General features: G+C 40.0%; 11 protein-coding genes. 7 read left to right on the forward strand and 4 right to left on the reverse strand.

Features of this window, described 5'->3' with window-relative positions:
• Positions 1 to 390: 390 nt before the first annotated feature.
• Positions 391 to 2,757: an ATP-dependent Clp protease ATP-binding subunit gene (locus tag PLEUR7319_RS0131090; protein ID WP_019509150.1), complete on the reverse strand. Its 2,367-nt coding sequence runs from the start codon at positions 2,755 to 2,757 to the stop codon at positions 391 to 393.
• 151 nt (positions 2,758 to 2,908) lie between these two features.
• Between PLEUR7319_RS0131090 and PLEUR7319_RS0131095 the strand changes: the two genes are divergently transcribed.
• The gene (locus tag PLEUR7319_RS0131095) at positions 2,909 to 3,523 is read left to right on the forward strand and encodes a class II aldolase/adducin family protein (protein WP_019509151.1); all 615 of its coding nucleotides are present in this window, start codon (positions 2,909 to 2,911) and stop codon (positions 3,521 to 3,523) included.
• A 95-nt stretch (positions 3,524 to 3,618) separates the two neighbouring features.
• Here PLEUR7319_RS0131095 and PLEUR7319_RS0131100 read toward each other — a convergent pair whose 3' ends face one another.
• Positions 3,619 to 4,299 (reverse strand): response regulator transcription factor, encoded by a 681-nt coding sequence (locus PLEUR7319_RS0131100; RefSeq protein WP_019509152.1) that lies wholly within the window; start codon positions 4,297 to 4,299, stop codon positions 3,619 to 3,621.
• Positions 4,300 to 4,843: 544 nt separating this feature from the next.
• Here PLEUR7319_RS0131100 and PLEUR7319_RS0131105 point away from each other — a divergent pair.
• The 3 genes from PLEUR7319_RS0131105 to PLEUR7319_RS0131115 all read left to right on the forward strand — a co-directional run bounded on the left by PLEUR7319_RS0131105 (position 4,844) and on the right by PLEUR7319_RS0131115 (position 9,084).
• Positions 4,844 to 5,590: a phycobilisome rod-core linker polypeptide gene (locus PLEUR7319_RS0131105; RefSeq protein WP_019509153.1), complete on the forward strand. Its 747-nt coding sequence runs from the start codon at positions 4,844 to 4,846 to the stop codon at positions 5,588 to 5,590.
• A 171-nt stretch (positions 5,591 to 5,761) separates the two neighbouring features.
• Complete coding sequence (locus PLEUR7319_RS0131110; RefSeq protein ID WP_019509154.1) at positions 5,762 to 8,455, forward strand: PAS domain S-box protein; 2,694 nt, start codon at positions 5,762 to 5,764, stop codon at positions 8,453 to 8,455.
• A gap of 158 nt (positions 8,456 to 8,613) precedes the next feature.
• Positions 8,614 to 9,084 (forward strand): phosphate-starvation-inducible PsiE family protein, encoded by a 471-nt coding sequence (locus PLEUR7319_RS0131115; protein ID WP_019509155.1) that lies wholly within the window; start codon positions 8,614 to 8,616, stop codon positions 9,082 to 9,084.
• A gap of 28 nt (positions 9,085 to 9,112) precedes the next feature.
• On the opposite strand, the gene PLEUR7319_RS0131120 is transcribed toward PLEUR7319_RS0131115, so the two are convergent.
• Together PLEUR7319_RS0131120 and PLEUR7319_RS42995 are read right to left on the reverse strand one after the other, a co-directional pair.
• A complete protein-coding gene (locus PLEUR7319_RS0131120; protein ID WP_019509156.1) occupies positions 9,113 to 10,345 on the reverse strand; it encodes an alpha/beta hydrolase in 1,233 nt (410 codons plus the stop codon).
• Positions 10,324 to 10,617 carry a hypothetical protein gene (locus PLEUR7319_RS42995; RefSeq protein WP_019509157.1) on the reverse strand — a complete coding sequence of 98 codons (294 nt, stop codon included), beginning with the start codon at positions 10,615 to 10,617 and terminating at the stop codon, positions 10,324 to 10,326. Before PLEUR7319_RS42995 ends, PLEUR7319_RS0131120 begins: the two co-directional genes overlap by 22 nt.
• Positions 10,618 to 10,866: 249 nt before the next feature.
• On the opposite strand from PLEUR7319_RS42995, the gene proS reads away from it, so the two are divergent.
• From proS to PLEUR7319_RS0131140, 3 genes are all read left to right on the forward strand, one after another.
• Complete coding sequence (gene proS, locus PLEUR7319_RS0131130) at positions 10,867 to 12,669, forward strand: proline--tRNA ligase (RefSeq protein WP_019509158.1); 1,803 nt, start codon at positions 10,867 to 10,869, stop codon at positions 12,667 to 12,669.
• Positions 12,670 to 12,790: 121 nt separating this feature from the next.
• Positions 12,791 to 13,465: a CDP-alcohol phosphatidyltransferase family protein gene (locus tag PLEUR7319_RS38705; protein WP_019509159.1), complete on the forward strand. Its 675-nt coding sequence runs from the start codon at positions 12,791 to 12,793 to the stop codon at positions 13,463 to 13,465.
• 569 nt (positions 13,466 to 14,034) lie between these two features.
• Entirely contained in the window at positions 14,035 to 22,527 is an 8,493-nt protein-coding gene (locus PLEUR7319_RS0131140) for a type I polyketide synthase (protein ID WP_036801169.1), read from the forward strand.
• Positions 22,528 to 22,538: the final 11 nt, after the last annotated feature.

Here is a 22,538-nt window from a genome sequence, read left to right on the forward strand (position 1 = left end):
ATAGTACAGTGCCTTCTAGTTGTTATCTTATAGAGCAGCAATTTCATTGATAATTTCCAGGTTCATAAGTACTATATTTGCTTAAATCTACCCTACTTTTTCTGATACTACTTACCTACTTCTATTAATTCCAACTCTTGTTTTATGTGAAATTGAAATAGCTTGACTTAATGTGAGCAAGTACTAGTGAAATTGTATAATTTATTCTCTAACAAATGTGTGCTAAATATATATATTTTGTAAACTAGGCATGAAGAATTTGCCATTTTTAGCTCATAGTAGGCATTCGCGATCGCCGAGGAGCTCCATAGTCTTCTATTGAAATTAAAAAAGGTGAGCTTTTGCCCACCTTTTTTATTTATTTAGCTAACTTTAATTAACGAACTTTAATTAACGAGTTGCCTCTACTAAAACTTGTTCCTTTACTGCTGAGACAGTAGTGTTACCATTTTCATCGATATCAACGAGAGCATTATCACCATCATTGACTCGACCTGAAAGAATTGCTTCAGCAAGACTATCTTCTAGTAGACGCATAATTGCCCGACGTAGTGGTCTAGCACCATAACTAGGATCGAAGCCAGCTTCAATTACTTTATCTTCAAAGGAAGTTGAAACCCCAAGATTAATATCACGTTGATGTTTTAGTCTACTAGACACTTCTTGGAGCAAGATATTGGCAATTTGTCTTACTTCGGGTTTAGTTAATTGACGGAAGACTATAATCTCATCTAAACGGTTAATAAATTCAGGACGAAAATAGTTTTTCAGTTCCTGGTTAACCAAATCTTTGATGCGATTGTATTGTGCTTCATCTTGATCGCCAGAGAAATCAAAGCCTAAGCCACTGCCACCTTTCTCGATAACTTTCGAGCCAATATTGGAGGTCATAATAATCACAGTATTTTTAAAGCTAACTGTGCGACCGTGAGCATCAGTAAGACGACCATCGTCAAGCAACTGGAGCATCAGATTAAAGACATCGGGATGAGCTTTTTCAATTTCATCAAACAAAACTATCGTGTAAGGCTGACGACGTACTGCTTCAGTTAGCTGTCCACCCTCGTCATAACCGACAAACCCTGGAGGAGAACCAATTAACTTGGAAACGGTGTGAGATTCCATGTATTCAGACATATCCACTCGCACAATTGCTTCTTCTGAACCAAACATTTGCGTTGCTAAGGCTTTAGCTAGTTCGGTTTTACCTACTCCAGTAGGACCAGAGAAAAACAAGCTAGCAATAGGGCGATTGCGATCGCCTAATCCAGAACGAGAGCGACGTAGTGCCCGCGAGACAGCCTTAACTGCTTCGTCTTGACCGATGACCCGTTCATGGAGATTATCTTCCAGATAAAGCAAAGCTTCTGATTCAGTTTCCGTCATTTTGGTAACGGGAACACCTGTCCAAGCCGCAACAATCTTGGCGATCGCTTCTTCATCGACTACTGGAGTTAAAGCCTGAGGATTAATTGTGGGCACATCAGTTTGAGTTTCTTCTTTGCCTTGTTGTAAGCAATGGTTGAGATGAGTTCGAGAACCAGCCTCATCAATTAAATCGATTGCCTTGTCAGGTAAAAAGCGATCGGTAATGTATCTTTCAGAGAAAGTTACTGCCGTTTCAATCGCTGCATCAGTATATTTGACTTTATGAAAATCTTCATAGGTTTTACGCAGACCTTGAAGTATGGCGATCGCATCTTCAACAGAAGGTTCACCGACCATTACCCGTTGAAAACGACGTTCCAAAGCAGCATCACGCTCAATGTGTTGACGATACTCATCTAAGGTAGTGCTACCAAGACATTGAATTTCACCTCTAGCTAGGGCAGGTTTGAGCATATTAGCAGCATCCATTGCGCCACCCATTGCCCCTGCGCCAACGATATTGTGGATTTCATCGATCACGAGAATAATGTTGCCCGCTGCACGAACTTCCTCCACAATTGCTTTGAGACGTTCTTCAAATTCCCCTCTAAATTTAGTTCCTGCCAAAAGCGAACCCATGTCAAGACTAATCACTTCTTTATCGGTTAACAGAAACGAAACATCGCCATTAACAATGCGCTGGGCTAACCCTTCGGCGATCGCGGTTTTACCAACACCTGGCTCTCCAACCAAAATAGGATTATTTTTCGTTCGTCTGCCTAAGATTTGAACAACTCTTTCAATTTCTGGAGATCTACCGACTACAGGGTCGAGTTTACCTTCTCTAGCTAGTTCGGTCAGATTAATACTGAACTCCTTTAACTTAGCTGATTTTTCTCTACCACCACCAAAACCAAAAGGACTATCTTTACTAGCAGCAGCAGTAACTACCTCAGCTTCGCCTAATTTTTTAATTAAATCTGTCCGTAGCTGTCTAAGGTCGACATTTTGATTAGTCAACAGCTTAGCTGCCATATTATCTGTTTGCTTAACAATTGCTAATAAAATATGTTCTGGACTGATAAAATTACTTTTTAGCTGACGTGCTTCATTAAAAGCTTGCTCTAAAATTCTTTTGGCTTTAGGTGTAAAGGGAATATTAGCGGGGATAAATCCAGAACCTTTACCGATAATTTCAATCGCTAGCTCTCTAGTTTTGTCTAGCTCGATACCTAGATTTGCTAATAATTCTGCCGCTGTGGATGTTCCCTCCCCAATCACCCCCAGTAAAATGTGTTCCGTCCCCACAAGATTATGTCCCGTGTTTCTAGCCTCCTCTTGAGCAAGGACAACATTCTTAATTGCTTTTTCGTTGAAATATTCAAACATCTTTAAGAAAACTCCTCTTCTTGTTAATATTTCTTTATCTTCAGTATTTAATGTATCTTTTTTTGTTACCCATATACAGTGGTAAAAGCCGTAATATTTACCAGATTTTCCACTAAATAAATTGTAATATCTGTAATTTTCACTACGCCTTATGATTGACGAAGGCTACATTAAATATCAATGTCATTGGCATCAGCAACCTGCAATCACTGATGGAGACATCGTTGAGTTAAACCATTGGCGCACTAAGTTATATCAATTGGGATTAATTGGCGAGTACGACAATGGGATTGGCTTTGGCAACATTAGTATTCGTATTCCTCAGTCTCAGCAATTCATAATATCTGGAACACAAACAGGGGGAATTCCTGAGCTTACAGTACAGCACTATACCAAAGTTACTGATTTTGACTGGCAAAAAAATTACGTTACTTGCGAAGGATTAATTAGGGCGTCTTCCGAGACTTTAACCCATGCTGCGATTTATGTTGCCGAACCTCAAGTAAATGCGGTAGTTCATGTTCATCATGCCAATCTATGGCACAAATTATTAGAGCGTGTTCCAACTACAAACCCAGATTGCGCTTATGGTACACCTGAAATGGCAGCAGAAATTATTCGATTATGTCAACAACAAGAAACTCAACAGCAAAAAATTATTGTTATGAGTGGACATGAAGAGGGAATTCTCACTTTTGGCAATAGTCTAGACGAGGCAGGAAATACTTTGCTCAGTTATTTTTCACGGGTTCAGCAGAATCTCTAAGTTCGTCTATCACCAAAAAATAAGGATACCTATATTCTCAATCATCTCATTGAAAAAATTATAACTCCTAACTCCTAACTCCTAACTCACTTTATTTAATTTTCAATCTTGTTTAGTCGATATCCCAAGCCGTGAACAGTTTCAATAAAATCTCCTGAAGCACCAGCCGCTTTTAATTTTTGACGTAAGCTTCTGATATGCACTTTTACCGTGTCTTCATCGGGGGGATCTTCGAGGGACCATATACTGTCGATCATCACTGAGCGGCTAAGGACTCGTCTGCCATTTCTGATTAATAGCTCCAAAATACTATATTCTTTGGGAGTTAAACGTAGTGGTTGTTCAGAATAGCTTACTTCATAGGTGCTGGGGTTAAACTGTAGTTCTCCCCATTCTAATATTGGTGGTGCGGAAGTACTGCCTCGGCGTAATAAGGCGCGAATCCGAGCCAACAATTCTCCTAGATCGACTGGTTTAATAATATAGTCATCTGCTCCGGCATCTAGTCCCGTGATTTTATCGCTAACCGTATCTAGAGCAGTAATCATCAGTATAGGCATCTGATGACCCTGCGATCGCAATTTGTGGCAGAGATCGATCCCGTTAAGATCAGGTAGCATGACATCGAGGAGTATTAGATCGTAATCTAGAGCTTTAATATAATCCAGTGCGGACTCGCCATCGTTAGCGACATCAACAACGTATCTTTGGTCAGTAATTGCTTCTGCCAGAGTCTCTGCTAAATTAAAATCGTCCTCAACTAAAAGAATTCGCATTCTAGAATATTGCCATCACCAAATTAAACCAGACTTTGTTATGTAAAACAAAGATATCTTCAAGCAACCAGTTCTAACTTACAAGAAAAGTAGTTATGTTTTGGAGTTGTGACAAAAAAATTCTTGATCGTACAAAACTTGATCTTGGGATTATTAGCTATTAATTTGAGTTATTTGGCTAGATTCAGATAATCAACTAAATCCAAGATTCAAAAGATAATTTCCTTTCGACTCTCATCCTACGAACAGAGCGCGGAAGACTAATAACTAATAACTAGTAACTAATAACTGATAAACTCAAAAACTTTCCGATTTCTTTACCCTTTCCTCAGTAGTTTACTTACTTCTAGTTTGTTAGTGTTCTAGGTAATAAGGCTTAATAGGGTGCAGCTATTAATTCTGATATCAGTATCTAAAAGCTTTTAGCTAGCAGCTTCCCGCGACAATAGCTTAAATGAGGTTGAGATTTCCCTCGCCACGCTTAGTCGCGCTTTTTAGGTTTAAGATCCCTTGCTAAAATCAGAGATTTAAAAAAAGTAATAATATGGCAATTCCTTTACTAGAATATTCCCCTTCGAGTCAAAACCAGCGAGTTCTAAATTACGAAATTCCTGGTGATGAGCAGTCTTGGATTTATAATGCCGAAAACCTTCTTTCTGATTCCGAGATTCAAGATCTAATCTGGGCAGCATATCGACAGATTTTTAATGAGCAGCAGATTTTAGCTAGTAATCGCGAGAAAGGTTTAGAATCTCAACTAAAGGCTGGTCAAATCACCGTCAGAGAATTTATTCGAGGTTTATTGCTTTCAGACACTTTTAGAAAACGTAATTATGAGCCCAATAGTAATTATCGTTTTGTCGAAATGTGCGTTCAAAGAGTGTTAGGACGCAACGTATATAGCGATCGCGAAAAACTGGCTTGGTCAATTGTGTTGGCAACAAAAGGGTTAGCAGGATTTATTGACGATCTATTAGATAGTGAGGAATATATTAATAACTTTGGTGATGATATTGTTCCTTATCAAAGAAGACGTATCCTACCTCAACGCACAGTGGGCGAATCTCCTTTTGCCCGAATGCCCCGTTACGGAGCAGATTACCGCTCCAAACTAGAAGCAATTGGCTATTTTGCCCATAAAGAGGGAGATTATGGTTGGGGTAGTCAACCTTACTATCCACCAGAGCGAGTTTTGTTGGTTGCCAAGATTTTAGCCTTTGCTGGAGCAGGTTTTTTAACTTTGTTAACCTTAGCAGTTGCATTAGCCGCTTGGGGCTTAATTAGCATTTAGCTAAGCAACTTTTGACAACTTTTAATTGAAGATTACTCAACTTGATTCCTCCCCAGGACTGTGCGTGACGAAACAGTCCTGTTTTTTTTAAGACGTTGCTGATTTAATGTGTGACACTGCAAGTAATATTATTCGTAGCTAATAGCTAATAGCTAATAGCTAATAGCTTCTATGTTTGATCGCCAAGTTAATCTTATTTTTAATAGCTTGCAATTCTTGCCTCCACTGTTTAGTTTTGGCTCAGGTTTGATAATTTTATTTGGTTTTTATTATCTTATTTGCCGAGAAATTATTCGTCGTCGTCAGGCAGAGATTTTTCTCTGGAAACAAAGTGAACGAGAAAGAGTAATTAATCAAATTACCCAACAAATCCGACAATCCCTAAATCTGGATGAAGTATTAAGCACAACCGTAAAAGAAGTCAGAAAATTTCTCGATTGCGATCGCGTTTTGATTTATCGTATTAGGGAAGATGGGACAGGTAGTACGATTACAGAAACGGTATTATCTCCCTACCCCGCTATTTTGGGACAAACATTTCCCGAAGAAGTATTTCCTACCGAATACCATCAAGCATACATTCAAGGCAAAAGTCGTACCATCACCAATATCGAACAAGATGATGTTGAGGAGTGTTTAGCAGATTTTGTTAAACAATTTGGGGTTCAGGCAAAGTTAGTTGTTCCCATCATTCAAGAAACCCGAGATATTTCTCTGTCAGAAGAGAAACAAACTACCGCTCCTTATCTTTGGGGACTTTTAATTGCCCATCAATGCAGTCAGACCAGACAATGGCAACCTTTAGAAGTGCAATTAATGCAGCAGTTAGCCACTCAAGTTGCGATCGCAATTCAACAATCAGAACTTTATACCCAATTACAGCAACTCAATACAGATTTAGAAAATAGGGTTCAATGCCGTACCCAGGAATTAGCTAGAACTAATCAGGCATTAAAAGATGAAATAGTCGAGCGTCAACGCACCGAACAAGCTTTAAGGCGCACTAATCAAACTCTTCAATCTTTAATTGCCGCTTCCCCCCGTGCCATTTTTACTCTAGATTTAGAAGAACGAATAAAAATCTGGAATCCTGCTGCGGAAAGAATGTTTGGCTGGCAAGAAGCGGAGATATCTGGTCAACCCAACCCTGTAATTAACACCACCGAAGTTCATCAATATCATGAACTTCGGCAAAAAATTCTCCAAGGAGTTACCCCACCCAGTTTAGAAATCAGACGGCCAAAAAAAGATGGTGTGGAAATTGACATTGTCTTCTCTGCTGCACCATTAAAGGATACTGAAGATCGAGTTAGTGGTATCGTAGCAGTCGTAGCGGATATCAGCGAACAAAAGCAGCAAGCTGAACAAGTACGTTTATTACAATCGGTGGTTGTCAATACTAACGATGCCGTTTTAATTACAGAAGCCGAACCCATTGATGAACCAGGACCGAGAATTATTTATGTTAATGAGGCTTTTACTCGGACTACAGGTTATACCCTAGAAGAAGTTTTAGGCAAAACTCCTCGCATCCTCCAGGGACCAAAGACAAACCGTCAAGCCTTAGCTAAAGTTAGAAAGGCTCTGGCTAAGTGGCAACCTATAACAGTAGAGACGATCAATTATCGCAAAGATGGTTCAGAATTTTGGGTCGAATTTAGTATTGTTGCCGTTGCTAACAAACAAGGTCTTTATACTCACTGGATTTCAGTCCAGCGGGACATTACAGAACGCAAACGCACTGAACAAGCACTAAGAAGAAGTGATGAACGCTTTCGCCGAGTGGTGGAAAATGCCCTGGATATTATTACGATTATTGATACTGAAGGATATATTTACTACGCAAGTCCTTCCGTTACCACGGTCATCGGCTATGCTCCTGAAGAATTAATTGGTCAAAACTTTTTTGATTATATTCATCGTGATGATTTAGGTAAAGCCTCTCATGGGGTAGTTGATGTCTGGCAAAATTCCACCACAGTCCTACCAATTGAATTCCGTTATCGACATCATAATGACTCATGGCGAGTTTTAGAAGCAGTTAGTCAGAAATTTATTGATGATGCCCCAGAACCTAGGATTTTGGTTAATTCTAGAGATATCACCGAACGAAAACGTCTATCAGAGATGAGTCTAGCGTTGGAAAGAGAAAGAGAATTAAGCTCGATTAAAACTCGTTTTTTTTCCATGGCATCCCATGAGTTCCGTACTCCTTTAAGTACCGTGCTAGCAGCAGCTCAGCTCATGGAAAATTCTCCTAGTGTCTGGCAAGATGCTAATAAGCGATCGCGTAATCTGCTAAGGATTCAAAACTCAGTTAAAAATATGGTGCAGTTGTTAGACGATATCTTAACAATTAATCGAGCAGAGACAGGTAAACTAGAATTTAATCCCAAAATGCTGCGCTTGGAAAAGCTAATTCGTCATTGTGTTGAAGAAATACAGCTTAGTGCCGGGAGCGAACATCAAATTACTTTTGACTGTCCTCAGCAGGGAGTCAGAATATGTCTAGATGAAAAATTAATGCGCTCAATTATGGCGAATTTATTATCTAATGCCATCAAGTATTCGCCCCAAGGTGGAGAAGTTAAAGTCTTACTCAAATTCTTTACAGATCGAGTTCAAATTCAAATTACAGATAATGGGATTGGTATTGCTCCAGACGATCTAAAACAGTTATTTGAACCTTTTCATCGTGGTCAAAATGTCCGTCGCATCCCTGGGACGGGACTAGGATTAGTCGTGGTCAAAAAGTGTGTTGATCTTCATGACGGTCAAATTGATTTATTTAGTCAACTAAATTTAGGAACAACAGTTAAAGTTACCTTGCCCCTCATAACCCCTAAAGTTAGTTGTGAAAATTGAGAATTAAATAGCTTAAATTATTCTATATTTATTTTACGTCTGGTGTGAATTAAAGTCGCTTCACTGGTAGCTATTAGCCAATAGTTTAAAAAATCGCCATGAACGAGCTAGTTTACATAAGGCGTATTTAATTAAACTGATTGGGTATATCTCACATAATGACAGACTCCAAACGAGGCTTATTTGGGTTGATTAAGGAAGTTACTAAGGATAGAAGCTATCTTAAATTAATTCACTGGATCGAAAATTTTGTTGCCAAAACATTATCTTTGACGTTATCGATAATTATCTTAATTGCTGTGGCAGATTTAGTGGTTCTTTTGATTAAGGATATAATTAGCGAGCCTCTAGGGTTTTATAGAAAGAGTCTAATCGAATTATTTGGTTCATTTTTAAATATTTTAATCGCTTTGGAATTATTAGAAAATATCACTGCCTATTTGAAAAAGCATATTGTTCAACTGGAATTAGTGATCGTTACGTCCCTAATTGCTGTAGCTCGCAAAATAATTATTTTTGATTTTCAAAAGTACTCTAACCTAGACTTAATGGCTTTAGGAATAGCCATTGTTTGTTTGGCTGCCAGTTATTGGTTAGTTCGCAGAATCAATTTGCAAAATAAATCTTAAATCTTTGTTTGTGTTGAGAAACGCTTATTCAATTGTTGGCTAATTGATTTCTGTATAAACTCCAAGCTAAAAATCTCTCCGTGTAATATAGAGCAAGCTGATTACTTACACCAGAAAAAACAACATCAAAAGCGTGTTCTGCCCATGGAATTGTCAACAATGCTGCACAATTATTCGTAATTTGTAACCTCTCATAGAGAAGCTTGCCATATTTTGCCTCCACTAAATGATCTCTCTGAGCATAAATCAATAGAGATGGAAGTAGATTAGGCTTGAGGTATTTAATCGGCGAAGCCTGTTGATAGAGCTTTAGTTTGGTTTCTGGTGTACCACCTAAAAAATCTTCCAGAACCTGACGAGTATCAATCGGATCAGGAGAAGGTGGATTACGATATCCATATACTAAATTTACTGGACCATAGTAGTTGATAATCGCTTGAAACTTAATCTGAGACTGGTTTTGATAAGCGACTATGCTAGCTAATTGTGCTCCTGCCGATCGCCCGATTATGGCAACCCGTTGTAGATCTATTTCCAGTTCATCAGCGCGATCGCTAATAAAGTTTAGAGCAGTCTGCACATCTTCTAGCTGTGAGGGAAACTGGTATTGGGGAGCATGACGATAATCGATCGCAATCACAGAATAGCCTTGAGCGGCAATATAACGACTAAAATATTCGTAATCACTGGGATTTCCCTGTCTCCAAGCTCCTCCGTAAATAACAATTAGACCAGGATATTTGCCTGAGCTTAAAGGTCGATAAACATTAAGTTTTAATTCTTGACCATCGGGATTAGCAAATTGAAGATCACGCTCAATCCTTACTTCTTGAAGAGTAACACCACGAAAGACATCAGCTAAAACTAAAGGTTGGGGACGCATTTTGGCCCTTAAAGTTGGAGGAATTTGCTGAAGATAGTCTTTGCCTAACACATTTTCGATTTCTGACTGAAAACGAGTATTAGCTGCGGAGAACTGAATTAAAGGCAAAAGACTCAGGGCAAGAGCAATCAGAGTTATTACTAAAGTTAAAGCATTGAAATAGTTGAGCTGAAACCTAACCAGAATTAACATTAAGGCGATCGCATTTAGCCCTGTCACCCAAGGACTAAGTTCTGGTACACCGACACCAAAAACCAACAAAGAAAAAGTAGGAGCAGGAACTATAATCCAGAGACTGAGGAAAAATCCGAAGCCAGTTAAAAGCAAGGGGATAAATTGCCATAATTGACTAAACTTTAATAAGTGAATTGAAGACATATGGGGCTGAACTGGAAACTAAGATTAATCCGTTCAATACAAATAACTGTAATTAGAACAATGAAGGAAAATAGCGTTCGATGTCCCTCGATGAGATTGCTGTAATAACAATTTATTGAGCGCACTAGTTTACCTAGTTCTTGTCTCAAGATCGGATGTACACTTTGATTTAATCTGGCGGCAGCGGCAATTAGTTCCGATGCCAAATTTTCTAATTTTTTGTTGCCAGCCGGTGGCATTAGTGGCTCTAATAAAGAAATTGACTCAGGCATTTTGCCGTTTGTTTTGATGCTTATATCATATGAATGATAACAGTTATAGTTACTTTATCTACCTTTTTTTGCCGCCTTAAATGCCGTTCAATGAATAAAGTATTTTCAGTCTTAAGGCGTTGACAACTATAGCCGTACAAAGTTGTATTAGGACAAGTTTATTTAATGAATCGGTATTCTAGAAACTAAGACTACGAGAACCACGACTGATAAAATAAAAATTCTGGAATTTTACCCAAGGAAATAACAATGCGACTAAACGAGATGCTGTTTGTGACACTGCGAGAAACTCCGGCAGAGGCAGAAATACCCAGCCATCAGTTGTTACTTCGTGCTGGCTATATTCGTCGTATTGGTAGTGGTATCTATGCTTATATGCCTTTGATGTGGCGAGTGTTGCAAAAAGTTTCTCAGATTGTGCGAGAAGAAATGAATGCCACAGGGGCGCAAGAATGTTTATTACCACAATTACAACCTTCACAACTCTGGCAAGAATCAGGACGTTGGGATACCTATACCAAAGCAGAAGGAATTATGTTTTCCCTGACTGATCGCGGTGAGCGGGAATTGGGATTAGGACCTACCCACGAAGAAATTATTACTACTATTGCGCGGGAAACCATTCGTTCATATCGTCAATTGCCTTTGAACCTATATCAGATCCAAACTAAGTTCCGTGATGAGATTCGTCCTCGTTTTGGGTTAATGCGCGGTCGAGAATTCATTATGAAGGATGCTTATTCGTTTCATCCCGATGAGGAAAGTTTGAAAAAGACTTATCAAGCAATGGATCGAGCCTATCGCAATATTATGACTCGTTGTGGTTTAAAGTTTCGCCCTGTAGAGGCAGATTCTGGAGCAATTGGCGGCTCGGGTTCTCAGGAGTTTATGATTTTGGCGGAAGCGGGAGAAGATGAAATTCTCTATACCGAAGATGGCAGCTACGCAGCAAATATTGAAAAAGCAGTTTCCCTGCCACCAGATGTTGAACAATCTCCATTTAACAGTTACAAAAAGCTCGCTACTCCTGATACAGAAACTATTGCTAAGCTCGCCGAAGTAGTCAACTGTTCTCCTACGGTAATCGTTAAAAATGTTTTATACGAAGTTGTCTATGACAATGGCATGACAGTTTTAGTCTTGATTAGTATTCGTGGCGATCGCGATGTTAATGAAGTCAAAATAACCAACGAACTAACTAAACTGGCACCTCAGTATCAAGCTAAGACAATTATTTCTCTCACTGTACCTGATGCTACTGCCCAGCAGAAATGGGCGGCAAAACCACTTCCTCTAGGTTATATCGCCCCCGATCTCGATGATGATTATATAAGTGCTTCTAAAAACGTAGTTAAGAAGTTTCTGCGTCTAGTGGATCGAACCGCAGTAGATATTAAAAACTTTGTTACTGGGGCAAATGAAGTTGGCTATCATGTCGTCGGGGCAAACTGGGGAGATAATTTTGTGCTACCTGACTTAAAAGTAGATATTCAAGAAGCTAAAGCAGGCGATCGCGCTATTCACGATCCTAGTCAAACTTTGATGAGTGCGCGGGGTATTGAAGCGGGGCATATTTTCCAGTTAGGAACAAAATACTCCGAAGCGATGGGGGCAAACTTTACTAACGAACAGGGTAAGACAGAACCTTTATGGATGGGTTGCTACGGTATTGGAGTATCAAGATTGGCTCAGGCAGCAGTAGAACAGTCTTATGACAAGGATGGTATTATTTGGCCTGTAGCGATCGCACCCTATCACGTAGTCGTGATAGTTCCCAACATCTCTGATGCCGAAAAAATGGCTGCGGGAGAAAAACTATATGAGGAATTTAAACAAGCTGGAGTAGAAGTTCTACTCGATGACCGTAAAGAACGAGCAGGGGTTAAGTTTAAAGATAGTGAACTAGTGGGTATTCCCTATCGAGTAGTTACAGGGCGATCTCTGGCTGAAGGAAAAGTGGAAGTTGTTAAAAGAGCCACTAAAGAATCTCAAGACATACCCATTGGAGAAGTGGTATCAACCGTTAAAAGATGGATTGAAGAAAATATTTAGTATCCTACGAAATTGAATTGTAAGGGTGAATCACGATTTGCCTTTACAAGATTTGTCTTTTTATTAGTCATTAATAACATGAAATAGTTTCATCTTACCTAATAGATTAAATATTTTAAATATGCCCATTAACAAAGTATTTTTATACGTTCCAAATATTATTGGCTATGTCAGATTTATTTTTTATCTAATCAGCTTTATTAGTCATAGTTTAGGTAACTGGCAATTGTGTATTAGCTTTTATGCAATCGCCTTTATTTTAGATGAATTTGATGGGCGTGCTGCCCGTGCTTATAACCAAAGTAGTAATTTTGGAGCAGCTCTAGATATGGTGGCAGATCGCTCTGCTACAGCAGGTTTGTGTTTGATTTTGGCGCAATTGTATCCCAAATATTTGTTATTTTTTATTGTCGCGATCGCTCTTGATATTAGTAGCCATTATTATTTAATTTACGCTACAGGAATGCTCGGCAAAGCGAGTCATAAAGACTCATCAGAGTGGGCAACCAATGGACTGATGAAACTTTATTATGGCAATAAATCATTTATGGATATTTTGATTCTTGGAAATGAATTATTTTATATGCTGTTATATCTGAATTTTTATCTCAATGGGCTGAGTTTCACTTTGAATGCTTGGAGCTTCGATATTTGGCAATTACTCATCATAATTTGCTTACCAATTTATTTATTAAAACAAGCTACTAATATTCTACAGTTACAAAATTCTGCACAAGAAATAGCTATTTTGGATTTGAATAATAAAATTGAAAATAATCAATTTATAGAAAAGTAATAATCTGAAAACTTAATCTAATGAATCGATTTAGTAATATAAAAATATATAGCGTTTCTCGTATTTAACGAGATAAGTCCTGGTTCTTTTGGGAATAGTGAATAGTGATTGGTGCTACCGTCTATTGCGAGACCGCCGCGGCTGACAACTCAGAGTTCAGTCTTCTGGACCTAAAGGCTTGCTTTCGGCGCTACAAGTACGTTGAGGAGGTCTTGAAATTACTTCCGCAAAAGCCCAACCCAATTTCTTTGGCGCAGATCTTGGTCAAAGTTGCTAATCTAGGCGCTGTACACCCTAGACAACCCACTGAAACTCCTTAATGATTTGGCGAAGGCATTGTACAGTATCATTACTTTAGGATATGTACTTGCTCTAACGCCCTAAGAGTAATAACTTCATCTATTTTATCCATCTTTCTTTTTCTACCTTTTACTGTATTTTTCTACCTTTATCGGTTATTCTTTGTCTGAGATATCTTTAATTAATTAGCGAAGGTAACAAACATACCTCGCTTTTGGATAAGCTAGTTAAATGTATCTAGCTTAGTGGGTGGCAAAGAGAGGAATCGATTGAGCAAGCAAACGACCCTAATAGAACGATTACAAGAACAAGCAAGTAAACAGCCTCACAAAAGAGCATTTACTTTCTTAGCTGATGGTGAAACTGAGATTGATAGTCTTACCTATCACCAACTTGACGAAAAAGCTAAGGCGATCGCCTCTGTGTTACAGGAGGATAATGCTCAGGGACAAAGAGCGTTATTACTTTACCAACCAGGGCTAGAATTTATCACGGCTTTTTTAGGGTGCTTATATGCAGGAGTCGTAGCTGTACCAGTGTATCCACCCCGAGCCAATCGTTCTCTTGACCGTCTACTAGCAATTATTGCTGATGCTGAGGCTAGTTTAGCTCTTACTACAAATTTAATTCAAGAGCAAATTACCAGCAAGTTACCGAGTAATCATGGTACCGAAAAAATTAAATTTATCGCCACTGATACCTTTGAACTAAATATAGCTTCAGGTTGGCAGCATCCAGGAATCACTAAGGATCATTTAGCTTTTCTGCAATATACCAGTGGTTCAACAGGGACACCCAAAGGCGTGATGGTTAATCACGGCAATTTACTGGCTAATTCTGACACCATCAATTATTGTTTCCAAAATAGTCGGGAACATACCGCCGTATCCTGGCTGCCTCCTTATCATGATATGGGTTTAATTGGCTGTATTATTCAGCCGATGTACATTGGATTGTCGATGTATTTGATGGCTCCCGTTACTTTCTTGCAGCGGCCGTATCATTGGCTAAAAGCAATTTCTCGCTACCAAGGAGTTACCAACGGAGGTCCTAACTTTGCCTATGATCTCTGCGTTGAGCGAATTACCCCAGAACAAAAAGCAACCCTCGATCTGAGCTGTTGGGAGCTGGCTTTTTCTGGAGCCGAACCAGTTAGAGCCGAAACTATTGAACGCTTCAGTCAATATTTTCGTAGCTGTGGTTTTCGTCGTCAGGCTTTTTATCCATGTTATGGCATGGCAGAATCTACCCTGATGATTACAGGGGGAGATAAACATAAGGAGCCGATTACTGCTACTTTTGACAGTAAAGAGTTAGAACAAAATCGTGCCGTTGCTCCAGGTAATGAAGATAGTAAAGTTACTCTTGTTAGTAGTGGTAGCAATATACCAGGACAAAGTATTGTAATTGCTAATCCTGAAACCCAAACTCAATGTTCAGAGGGAGAAGTCGGTGAGATTTGGGCAAAAAGTGATAGTGTAGCTCAAGGTTATTGGAATCGACCTGAATTAACTAGCTCTTGCTTTAATGCTGTCTTAGCTGATACTAAAGAAGCTGGGTGGCTTCGCACTGGCGATTTAGGATTTTTACAGAGCGGAGAACTGTTTGTTACTGGGCGTTTAAAAGATTTAATCATTATTCGCGGACGCAATTATTATCCTCAAGACATTGAACTAACTGTAGATAATGCCCATGAGGCTATTCGAGCAGGTAACTTAGCAGCTTTCGCCCTAGAAGTAGCAGGAAAAGAAGAACTGGTTATTACTTCAGAAATCAAGCGGACTCATCTGCGTAAACTCAATGTTGAAGAGGTTACTAAAGCTGTCAGAAAAGCGATTTCTCAAAACCATGAACTGCAAACCCACGCCATAGTATTGCTAAAAACAGGTAGTATTCCCAAAACTTCTAGTGGTAAAATTCAGCGTCATGCCTGTAAAGCAGGATATTTGAATGGCAGTTTAAATACTGTTGGGGAATATAAGGCAGAAGTGAGAAATCAGAAGTCAGAAGTCATTGCTCAAGACAAAGCGGTCTTTTCCCATCCACAATTGAATGAAAAACAGCATCTTATCCAAAGCTGGCTAGTGGAGAATCTAGCCCGGCGTTTGGGAATATCTACTTCAGAAATAGAGATCAATGAACCTTTTGCTAGTTCAGGTTTAAATTCTGTTGATGCTATTAGTCTTTCCGCTGATTTAGAAGACTGGCTGGATATTAAACTATCACCCACTATCGTTTACGACTATCCCAATATCGCCGAACTTGCTGCATATTTAGCAGATAGTCAATCTCACACCTCAACACCCAAAACCCAAAAGCTGAAACCTAACGCACAGTCAGACATTGCCATCATTGGTATTGGATGTCGTTTCCCTGGGGGCAACAATCCTGAGCAATTCTGGCAATTATTACGAGACGGTAAAGACGCAATTACCAAGAGCGATCGCTGGCAAGAAGAGAGTTGGGGTGGATTCATTGAAAACGTCGATCAATTTGACCCTCAGTTTTTTGGGATCACTCCTCGGGAAGCTCAAAGCATTGATCCCCAACAAAGACTCTTGTTAGAAGTTAGCTGGTCTGCTTTGGAGAATGCGGCGATCGCCAATGATAATTTAGCAGGGAGTAACACTGGTGTCTTTATTGGCATGAGTAGTAGCGACTATTCCCAATTGAGATTTCACTATGGGGTAGATGTTGATGCTTATGCAGGAACGGGAAATGCCCATAGTATCGCTGCTAATCGCCTTTCCTATCTATTAGACCTTAAAGGACCTTCTCTGGCTGTAGATACCGCTTGTTCTTCCTCTCTGGTGGCAGTTCACCTAGCTAGTCAAAGTCTGAAAACAGGGGAATGTGACCAGGCGATCGCTGGTGGAGTTAATTTGATGTTATCACCCGAATTGACTCGAACTTTCTCCTTAGCAGGAATGATGGCGGAGGATGGACGCTGCAAAACTTTTGATGCTGCTGCCGATGGTTATGTAAGGGGAGAAGGTTGTGGGGTAGTGATTCTCAAACGATTGGAGGATGCTCAACAAGATGGCGATCGCATTTTAGCGGTAATTAAAGGCTCGGCTATCAATCAAGATGGGAAAAGTAATGGTTTAACTGCACCTAATGGACTGGCACAACAAGCCGTAATTCGTCAGGCACTAGCTAATGCTAATCTTACTGCCGCAGAGATTAGCTATATTGAATCTCATGGCACTGGGACATCTTTGGGCGACCCGATTGAAGTCAATTCCCTTAAGGCTATACTAGACCAAGAAAGCGATCAATCTCAATCTTGTTATTTAGGTTCCCTTAAAACCAATATTGGGCATTTAGAAGCAGCAGCAGGTATTGCTGGATTGATCAAAACTGTTCTCTGTCTTGAGCATCAAGCAATTCCCCCTAATTTGCACTTTAAGCAGCTCAATCCCCTCATAGATTTATCAGATTCAGGAATTTCTATACCCAATCAATTACAGCCCTGGCAAACCTTAGATAAAAATAAATATGCTGGAGTTAGCTCCTTTGGTTTTGGTGGCACTAATGCCCACTTAGTAGTAGGGGAAGCGACTGGTTTGCCTAAGAACAAGAGGGACTTAGGGGAATCGGGTAATGGGAAGAGAACAAAAATACCTGAACGCCCTTTACACCTGTTAACCTTGTCCGCAAAAAGCGAAGCTGCATTAGCGGATTTAGTTTTGAGATATAAAAACTATTTGCAAGATAACTCAGCAGTAAACTTAGCCGATATTTGCCATACCGCTAACACTGGACGTATTCATTTTAATCATCGTCTGGCGATCGCAGTTGATTCCCCTGCCCAACTTCAGTCACACCTAGCTGACTTGACCACGGGAAAACTAAACGCAAGTATTGTTAATGGAGAAACTATCCAAGATAGCAATAATCAAATAGCCTTTTTGTTTACAGGGCAAGGCTCACAATATGTGAACATGGGTTATCAACTGTATCAAACCCAACCTGTCTTTAAAAAGGCAATTGACCAGTGTGCAGAGATCCTAGAATCATATCTAGATGAACCTCTCCTCCACGTCCTTTATCCTGATTCCTCATCCCTTATCCCTCATCCCTCATCTCTTCTCAATAAGACTGTTTATACCCAGCCAGCAATCTTCGCTTTGGAATATGCCCTAGCCCAAATGTGGCTCGATTGGGGTGTCAAACCAGCAGCCTTAATTGGTCATAGTGTAGGAGAGTATGTGGCTGCTACCGTTGCAGGAGTATTTAGTTTAGCTGATGGCCTAAAACTAGTGGCGACAAGAGGTAAATTGATGCAGAATTTATCCCATGAAGGGGAAATGTATGCGGTATTTGCTAATGAAGCTACTATTACATCTGTAATTGAACCGTTTGGCGAGCAATTAGCGATCGCAGCCATAAACAGCCCGCAAAGTATTGTGATTTCGGGAGCCAAAATCGCGGTAGAAGAAGTAATTAGTAAGTTTGATCTTCAGGGGATTAAGAGCAAACAATTAACGGTTTCTCATGCTTTTCATTCGCCGTTAATGAATCCTATTTTGGCAGAATTTAGTCAGGTTGCAGAGTCAGTTAGTTATAACCTGCCCCAAATTAAAGTCATTTCCAATGTTACCGGTCATATAGCAACAACAGAAATTTCTAACCCTACCTATTGGGTAAATCATGTAGTTGCCCCCGTACGCTTTGCTGACGGCATACAAACTTTACAGCGAGAAAACTGTCAAATCTTTTTAGAAATTGGCTCTAAACCTATTCTATTAGGCATGGGACGTTCGGCATTAGCAACTGATAACAAGCAACCGAATCAAACCAAGATTGAATGGTTGCCCAGCTTACGTCCTAGAAAAAAAGATTGGCAGCAAGTTTTACAAAGTTTGGGCTGTTTATATACACGAGGGGTAGCGATTGATTGGCATGGTTTTGACCAAGGTTACAACAGACAGAAGCTAGCTTTACCCACTTATCCTTTTCAAAGACAAAGCTACTGGTTAACTAGAAACACTAAGTCTATTAACAGTAAAGTTGAAGTGTTTTTACCATCTGCCAACAAATCAGAGTCTAAACAACCTGATTTTTATCAAATAGAGTGGCAAGTTGAGCAAGAGAAATTAAATACTAAATCTGTAAAGTACAAAAATAGTAAACCTTGGCTCATTTTTGCTGATGCTAATGGATTGGGAGCGCAAATAGCATCTACCTTAGAGCAACACCAACAAAATGTCATTTTATATGGCGATTTATATAGCAATCCCAAGGCTAGCAAAGCTAATCGCCATGTAAATCTTGACCAACTTACTCAGTTATTTAAACAACACCCAGAACTAGCAGGAATTATTTATTTAACAGGTTTAGATAATACTCCTGAGCCAACTATTACAGAAATCAACAACTATCAACAACAACACTGTACTAACGTCTTAAATATAGTTCAAGCTTTATATCAAAACTCTGTAAATACGCCAATCTGGTTTGCCACCAGAGGATACCAAGAGATTGATAATAGTTTGGATAGTAGTGCAGTTGCTTCAAGCTGTATCTGGGGATTGGCTAATGCGATCGCCATCGAACATCCTGAATATTGGGGCGGAATTGTTGATTTGGCTAAGGAACCTGATGCCAAGGAAGCGGAACGTTTGCTGGGGATAATTGCCGCTCAGAATCAAGAAGATCGTGTCGCCATTCGCCAGGATGAAGTTTACGTTCCTCGTCTTCAAAAAACTGCACCTTTAAATCCAGTTGAGACTTTAGAATTGGCAGCAGAAAATTCTTATTTAATTACAGGTGGATTAGGTTCATTGGGCTTGAAAATCGCTCAATGGCTCGCCAATAAGGGAGCAAAAAATCTCTTACTTTTAGGTAGAAGTAAACCTTCAGAATATGCTCAACAAGAAATAAACAAGCTAGAACAACAAGGCGTTAACGTCAATGTCATTCAGGTTGATATCACCGATTATGACGTATTAAAAAATATTGTCAGAAGTCAGGAGTCAGGAGTCCTAAAGGATACCGCTTCGCATATCAGAAGTCAGGAGTCACAAAGGCGATTCGGTTTGCCCCATGTAGTCAGAAGTCAGAATCTAAAAGTTCAGCTCAATTCTTCTTCAGTCTCCCCATCTCCTCATCTCCCCATCTCCCCATCTCCTATCAAGGGGATAATTCATGCCGCAGGGGTCTTAGATGACGGTTTATTACAGAGACAAACTTGGAGCAAATTTGAGAGAGCGATCGCACCTAAAGTTGCTGGAGCTTGGAATTTGCATCGGGCAACTAAAGATATCTCTTTAGACTTTTTTGTCTTGTTTTCTTCCGTCGCTTCTCTGATCGGTTCCCCAGGACAAAGTAATTATGGTGTGGCTAATACGGGATTAGATGCGATCGCTCGTTATCGTCGTAGTCTTAATTTACCGGCATTAAGTATCAATTGGGGTGCTTGGGGAGAAAGTGGCATGGCGGTAAAACAGGGATTTAAGCTCCAAGGATTAGATTTAATTAAACCTGAGACGGGATTAAGCGCTTTTGAACAGTTAATCACTAGTGAATTAACTCAAGTAGGTGTCATGAGTGCCGATTGGCAACAGTTAAGTCAGAAGTTCCCTTTTCTGCGTCAATCCAATTATTTTGCGCAATTAATTGACGAACCAGGGATGAGTAAGGAGTCCGAGGCTCAAGCTGAAAATCAGATTTTGACTGAATTACTCGCTACAAAGCCAGAAAAACGACCCGCTTATTTAACTCGCTATTTACAAGAGGCGATCGCTAAAATTCTACAGATATCTCCGGAAAAACTCTCCATTAATGACAGTCTTTTGGATATTGGCATGGATTCCTTGATGGTAATGGAAGCCATTAACCAGTTAAAAACTGATTTGCAGTTGATTCTCTATCCTAGAGAATTTTATGAACATCCTCAAATTAGTGGTTTAGCAGAATATTTGGCAGTGGAATTTGCTAAAACTCACCAAAAAACAGTCAAAAAACATTCTGGAGCTAATCCTAAACCAAAGCTTGAGGTCTTAAGAGACAAATTGCCTCCCGCTGCTTTCATTCTCTCTAGTCCTCGTTCAGGCTCTACCTTATTACGAGTCATGCTAGCAGGACATCCTCAATTATCTTCTCCCCCAGAATTACACTTGTTGCCATTTACAACGATGTCTGAGCGGGAACAAGAATTAGGGATCTCTCAACTAGGAGAAGGTCTCAAAAGAGCATTGATGACACTCAAAGGTATTGATGCTGAAGCAAGTCAACAACTAGTTGCCAGTTTGATTGAAGAAGACCTTTCCATTGCTGAAGTTTATCAAATGCTGCAACAGCTAGCAGGCGATCGCCTATTAGTCGATAAGTCTCCTACTTATGCCAGCAAGCGCCAAACTCTCGAAAGAGCTGAGGTTATGTTTAATAATGCCAAATATATCCATTTGGTACGCCATCCCTATGCCGTAATTGAATCTTTTGCCCGGATGCGAATGGATAAGCTCATCAGCTCTGGTAATTCCGATCCCTATCAGCTAGCAGAATTAATTTGGAAGGACAGCAACCAAAACATACTCGATTTTGCGCAGCAAGTTTCTCCTGAGCGATATCATTTGGTTTATTACGAAGACCTGGTAAGCAAACCCCAAGAGATAATGACCAGTATTTGTGACTTTTTAGAAATTCCCTTTGACCAGGCAATGTTGACTCCCTATCAGGGCGATCGCATGACCGATGGTGTGAATAATAAGGCGATGTCTTTGGGCGATCCGAACTTCCGTAATCATCAGCAAATTAATGCCCAGCTCGGAGAAGCTTGGCGAGAAATTGAACTTCCTTCCACATTGAATAGCTATACACAACAAATTGCTCGTAATTTGCAATATGAACTACCCCAAGAAGCTACTGCGGAGGTGGCAGAGTTACCGATGCAGGAAACTTTGCTCAATATCAGAGGTTTAAGAATTTGTCTCTGTACCTGGGGTCCAGAAGAAGGACCGATTGTGCTCTGTTTACATGGCATTCTAGAGCAGGGAGCAGCCTGGTCAGAAGTGGCTATCCGCTTGGCACAGAAAGGTTATCGAGTAATTGCACCCGATTTGCGAGGACACGGTAGAAGCGATCGCGTCGATAAAAGTAGTTCTTATAATCTAATCGATTTCTTAGGAGATATTGATGCTATTGTCGAGAACTTAGCAGGTAAAGCTTTTATCTTGGTAGGGCATTCCTTAGGGTCAGTATTAGGGGCTATTTTTGCTACCATTAGACCTCAGAGAATCAAAAATATCGTCTTAGTTGAAACTATTCTGCCGACTGCTAGCGAAGAGGAAGATCCTACTACCACCTTAACTAACCAGTTGAATTATATCGCTGCTCCTCCTGAACATCCCGTATTTCCTGATGTGGAAGCAGCAGCCGAACGTTTACGCCAAGCGACTCCAGCAATTTCTAAATCCTTAGCGATGTTACTTGCAGAAAGAATCACTGAACCTTGTCAGGGTGGGGTGAGATGGCGTTGGGAGCCTCTGTTGCGTACTAGGGCGGGTATTAGCTTAAATGGAATCGGGCGATCTCGTTATTTAAATCTGTTGAAAAAAATCACAGTACCAATCACTCTTGTTTATGGTGACAAGAGTAACTTTAACCGTGCCGAAGACTTAAACAAACAGCAGGAAGCCATGCCTAATGCTACTAAAGTAGTGGTTTCTGGTGGACATAATTTACCCTTAGAGGCCCCCTCCGCATTAGCCAAAATTATTAGTGGTGCAGTAGCTCTTACTAACAAACTAATTCCTTAAGACAATACTTG

This window comes from Pleurocapsa sp. PCC 7319, from assembly GCF_000332195.1.
Classification (GTDB): Bacteria; Cyanobacteriota; Cyanobacteriia; order Cyanobacteriales; family Xenococcaceae; genus Waterburya.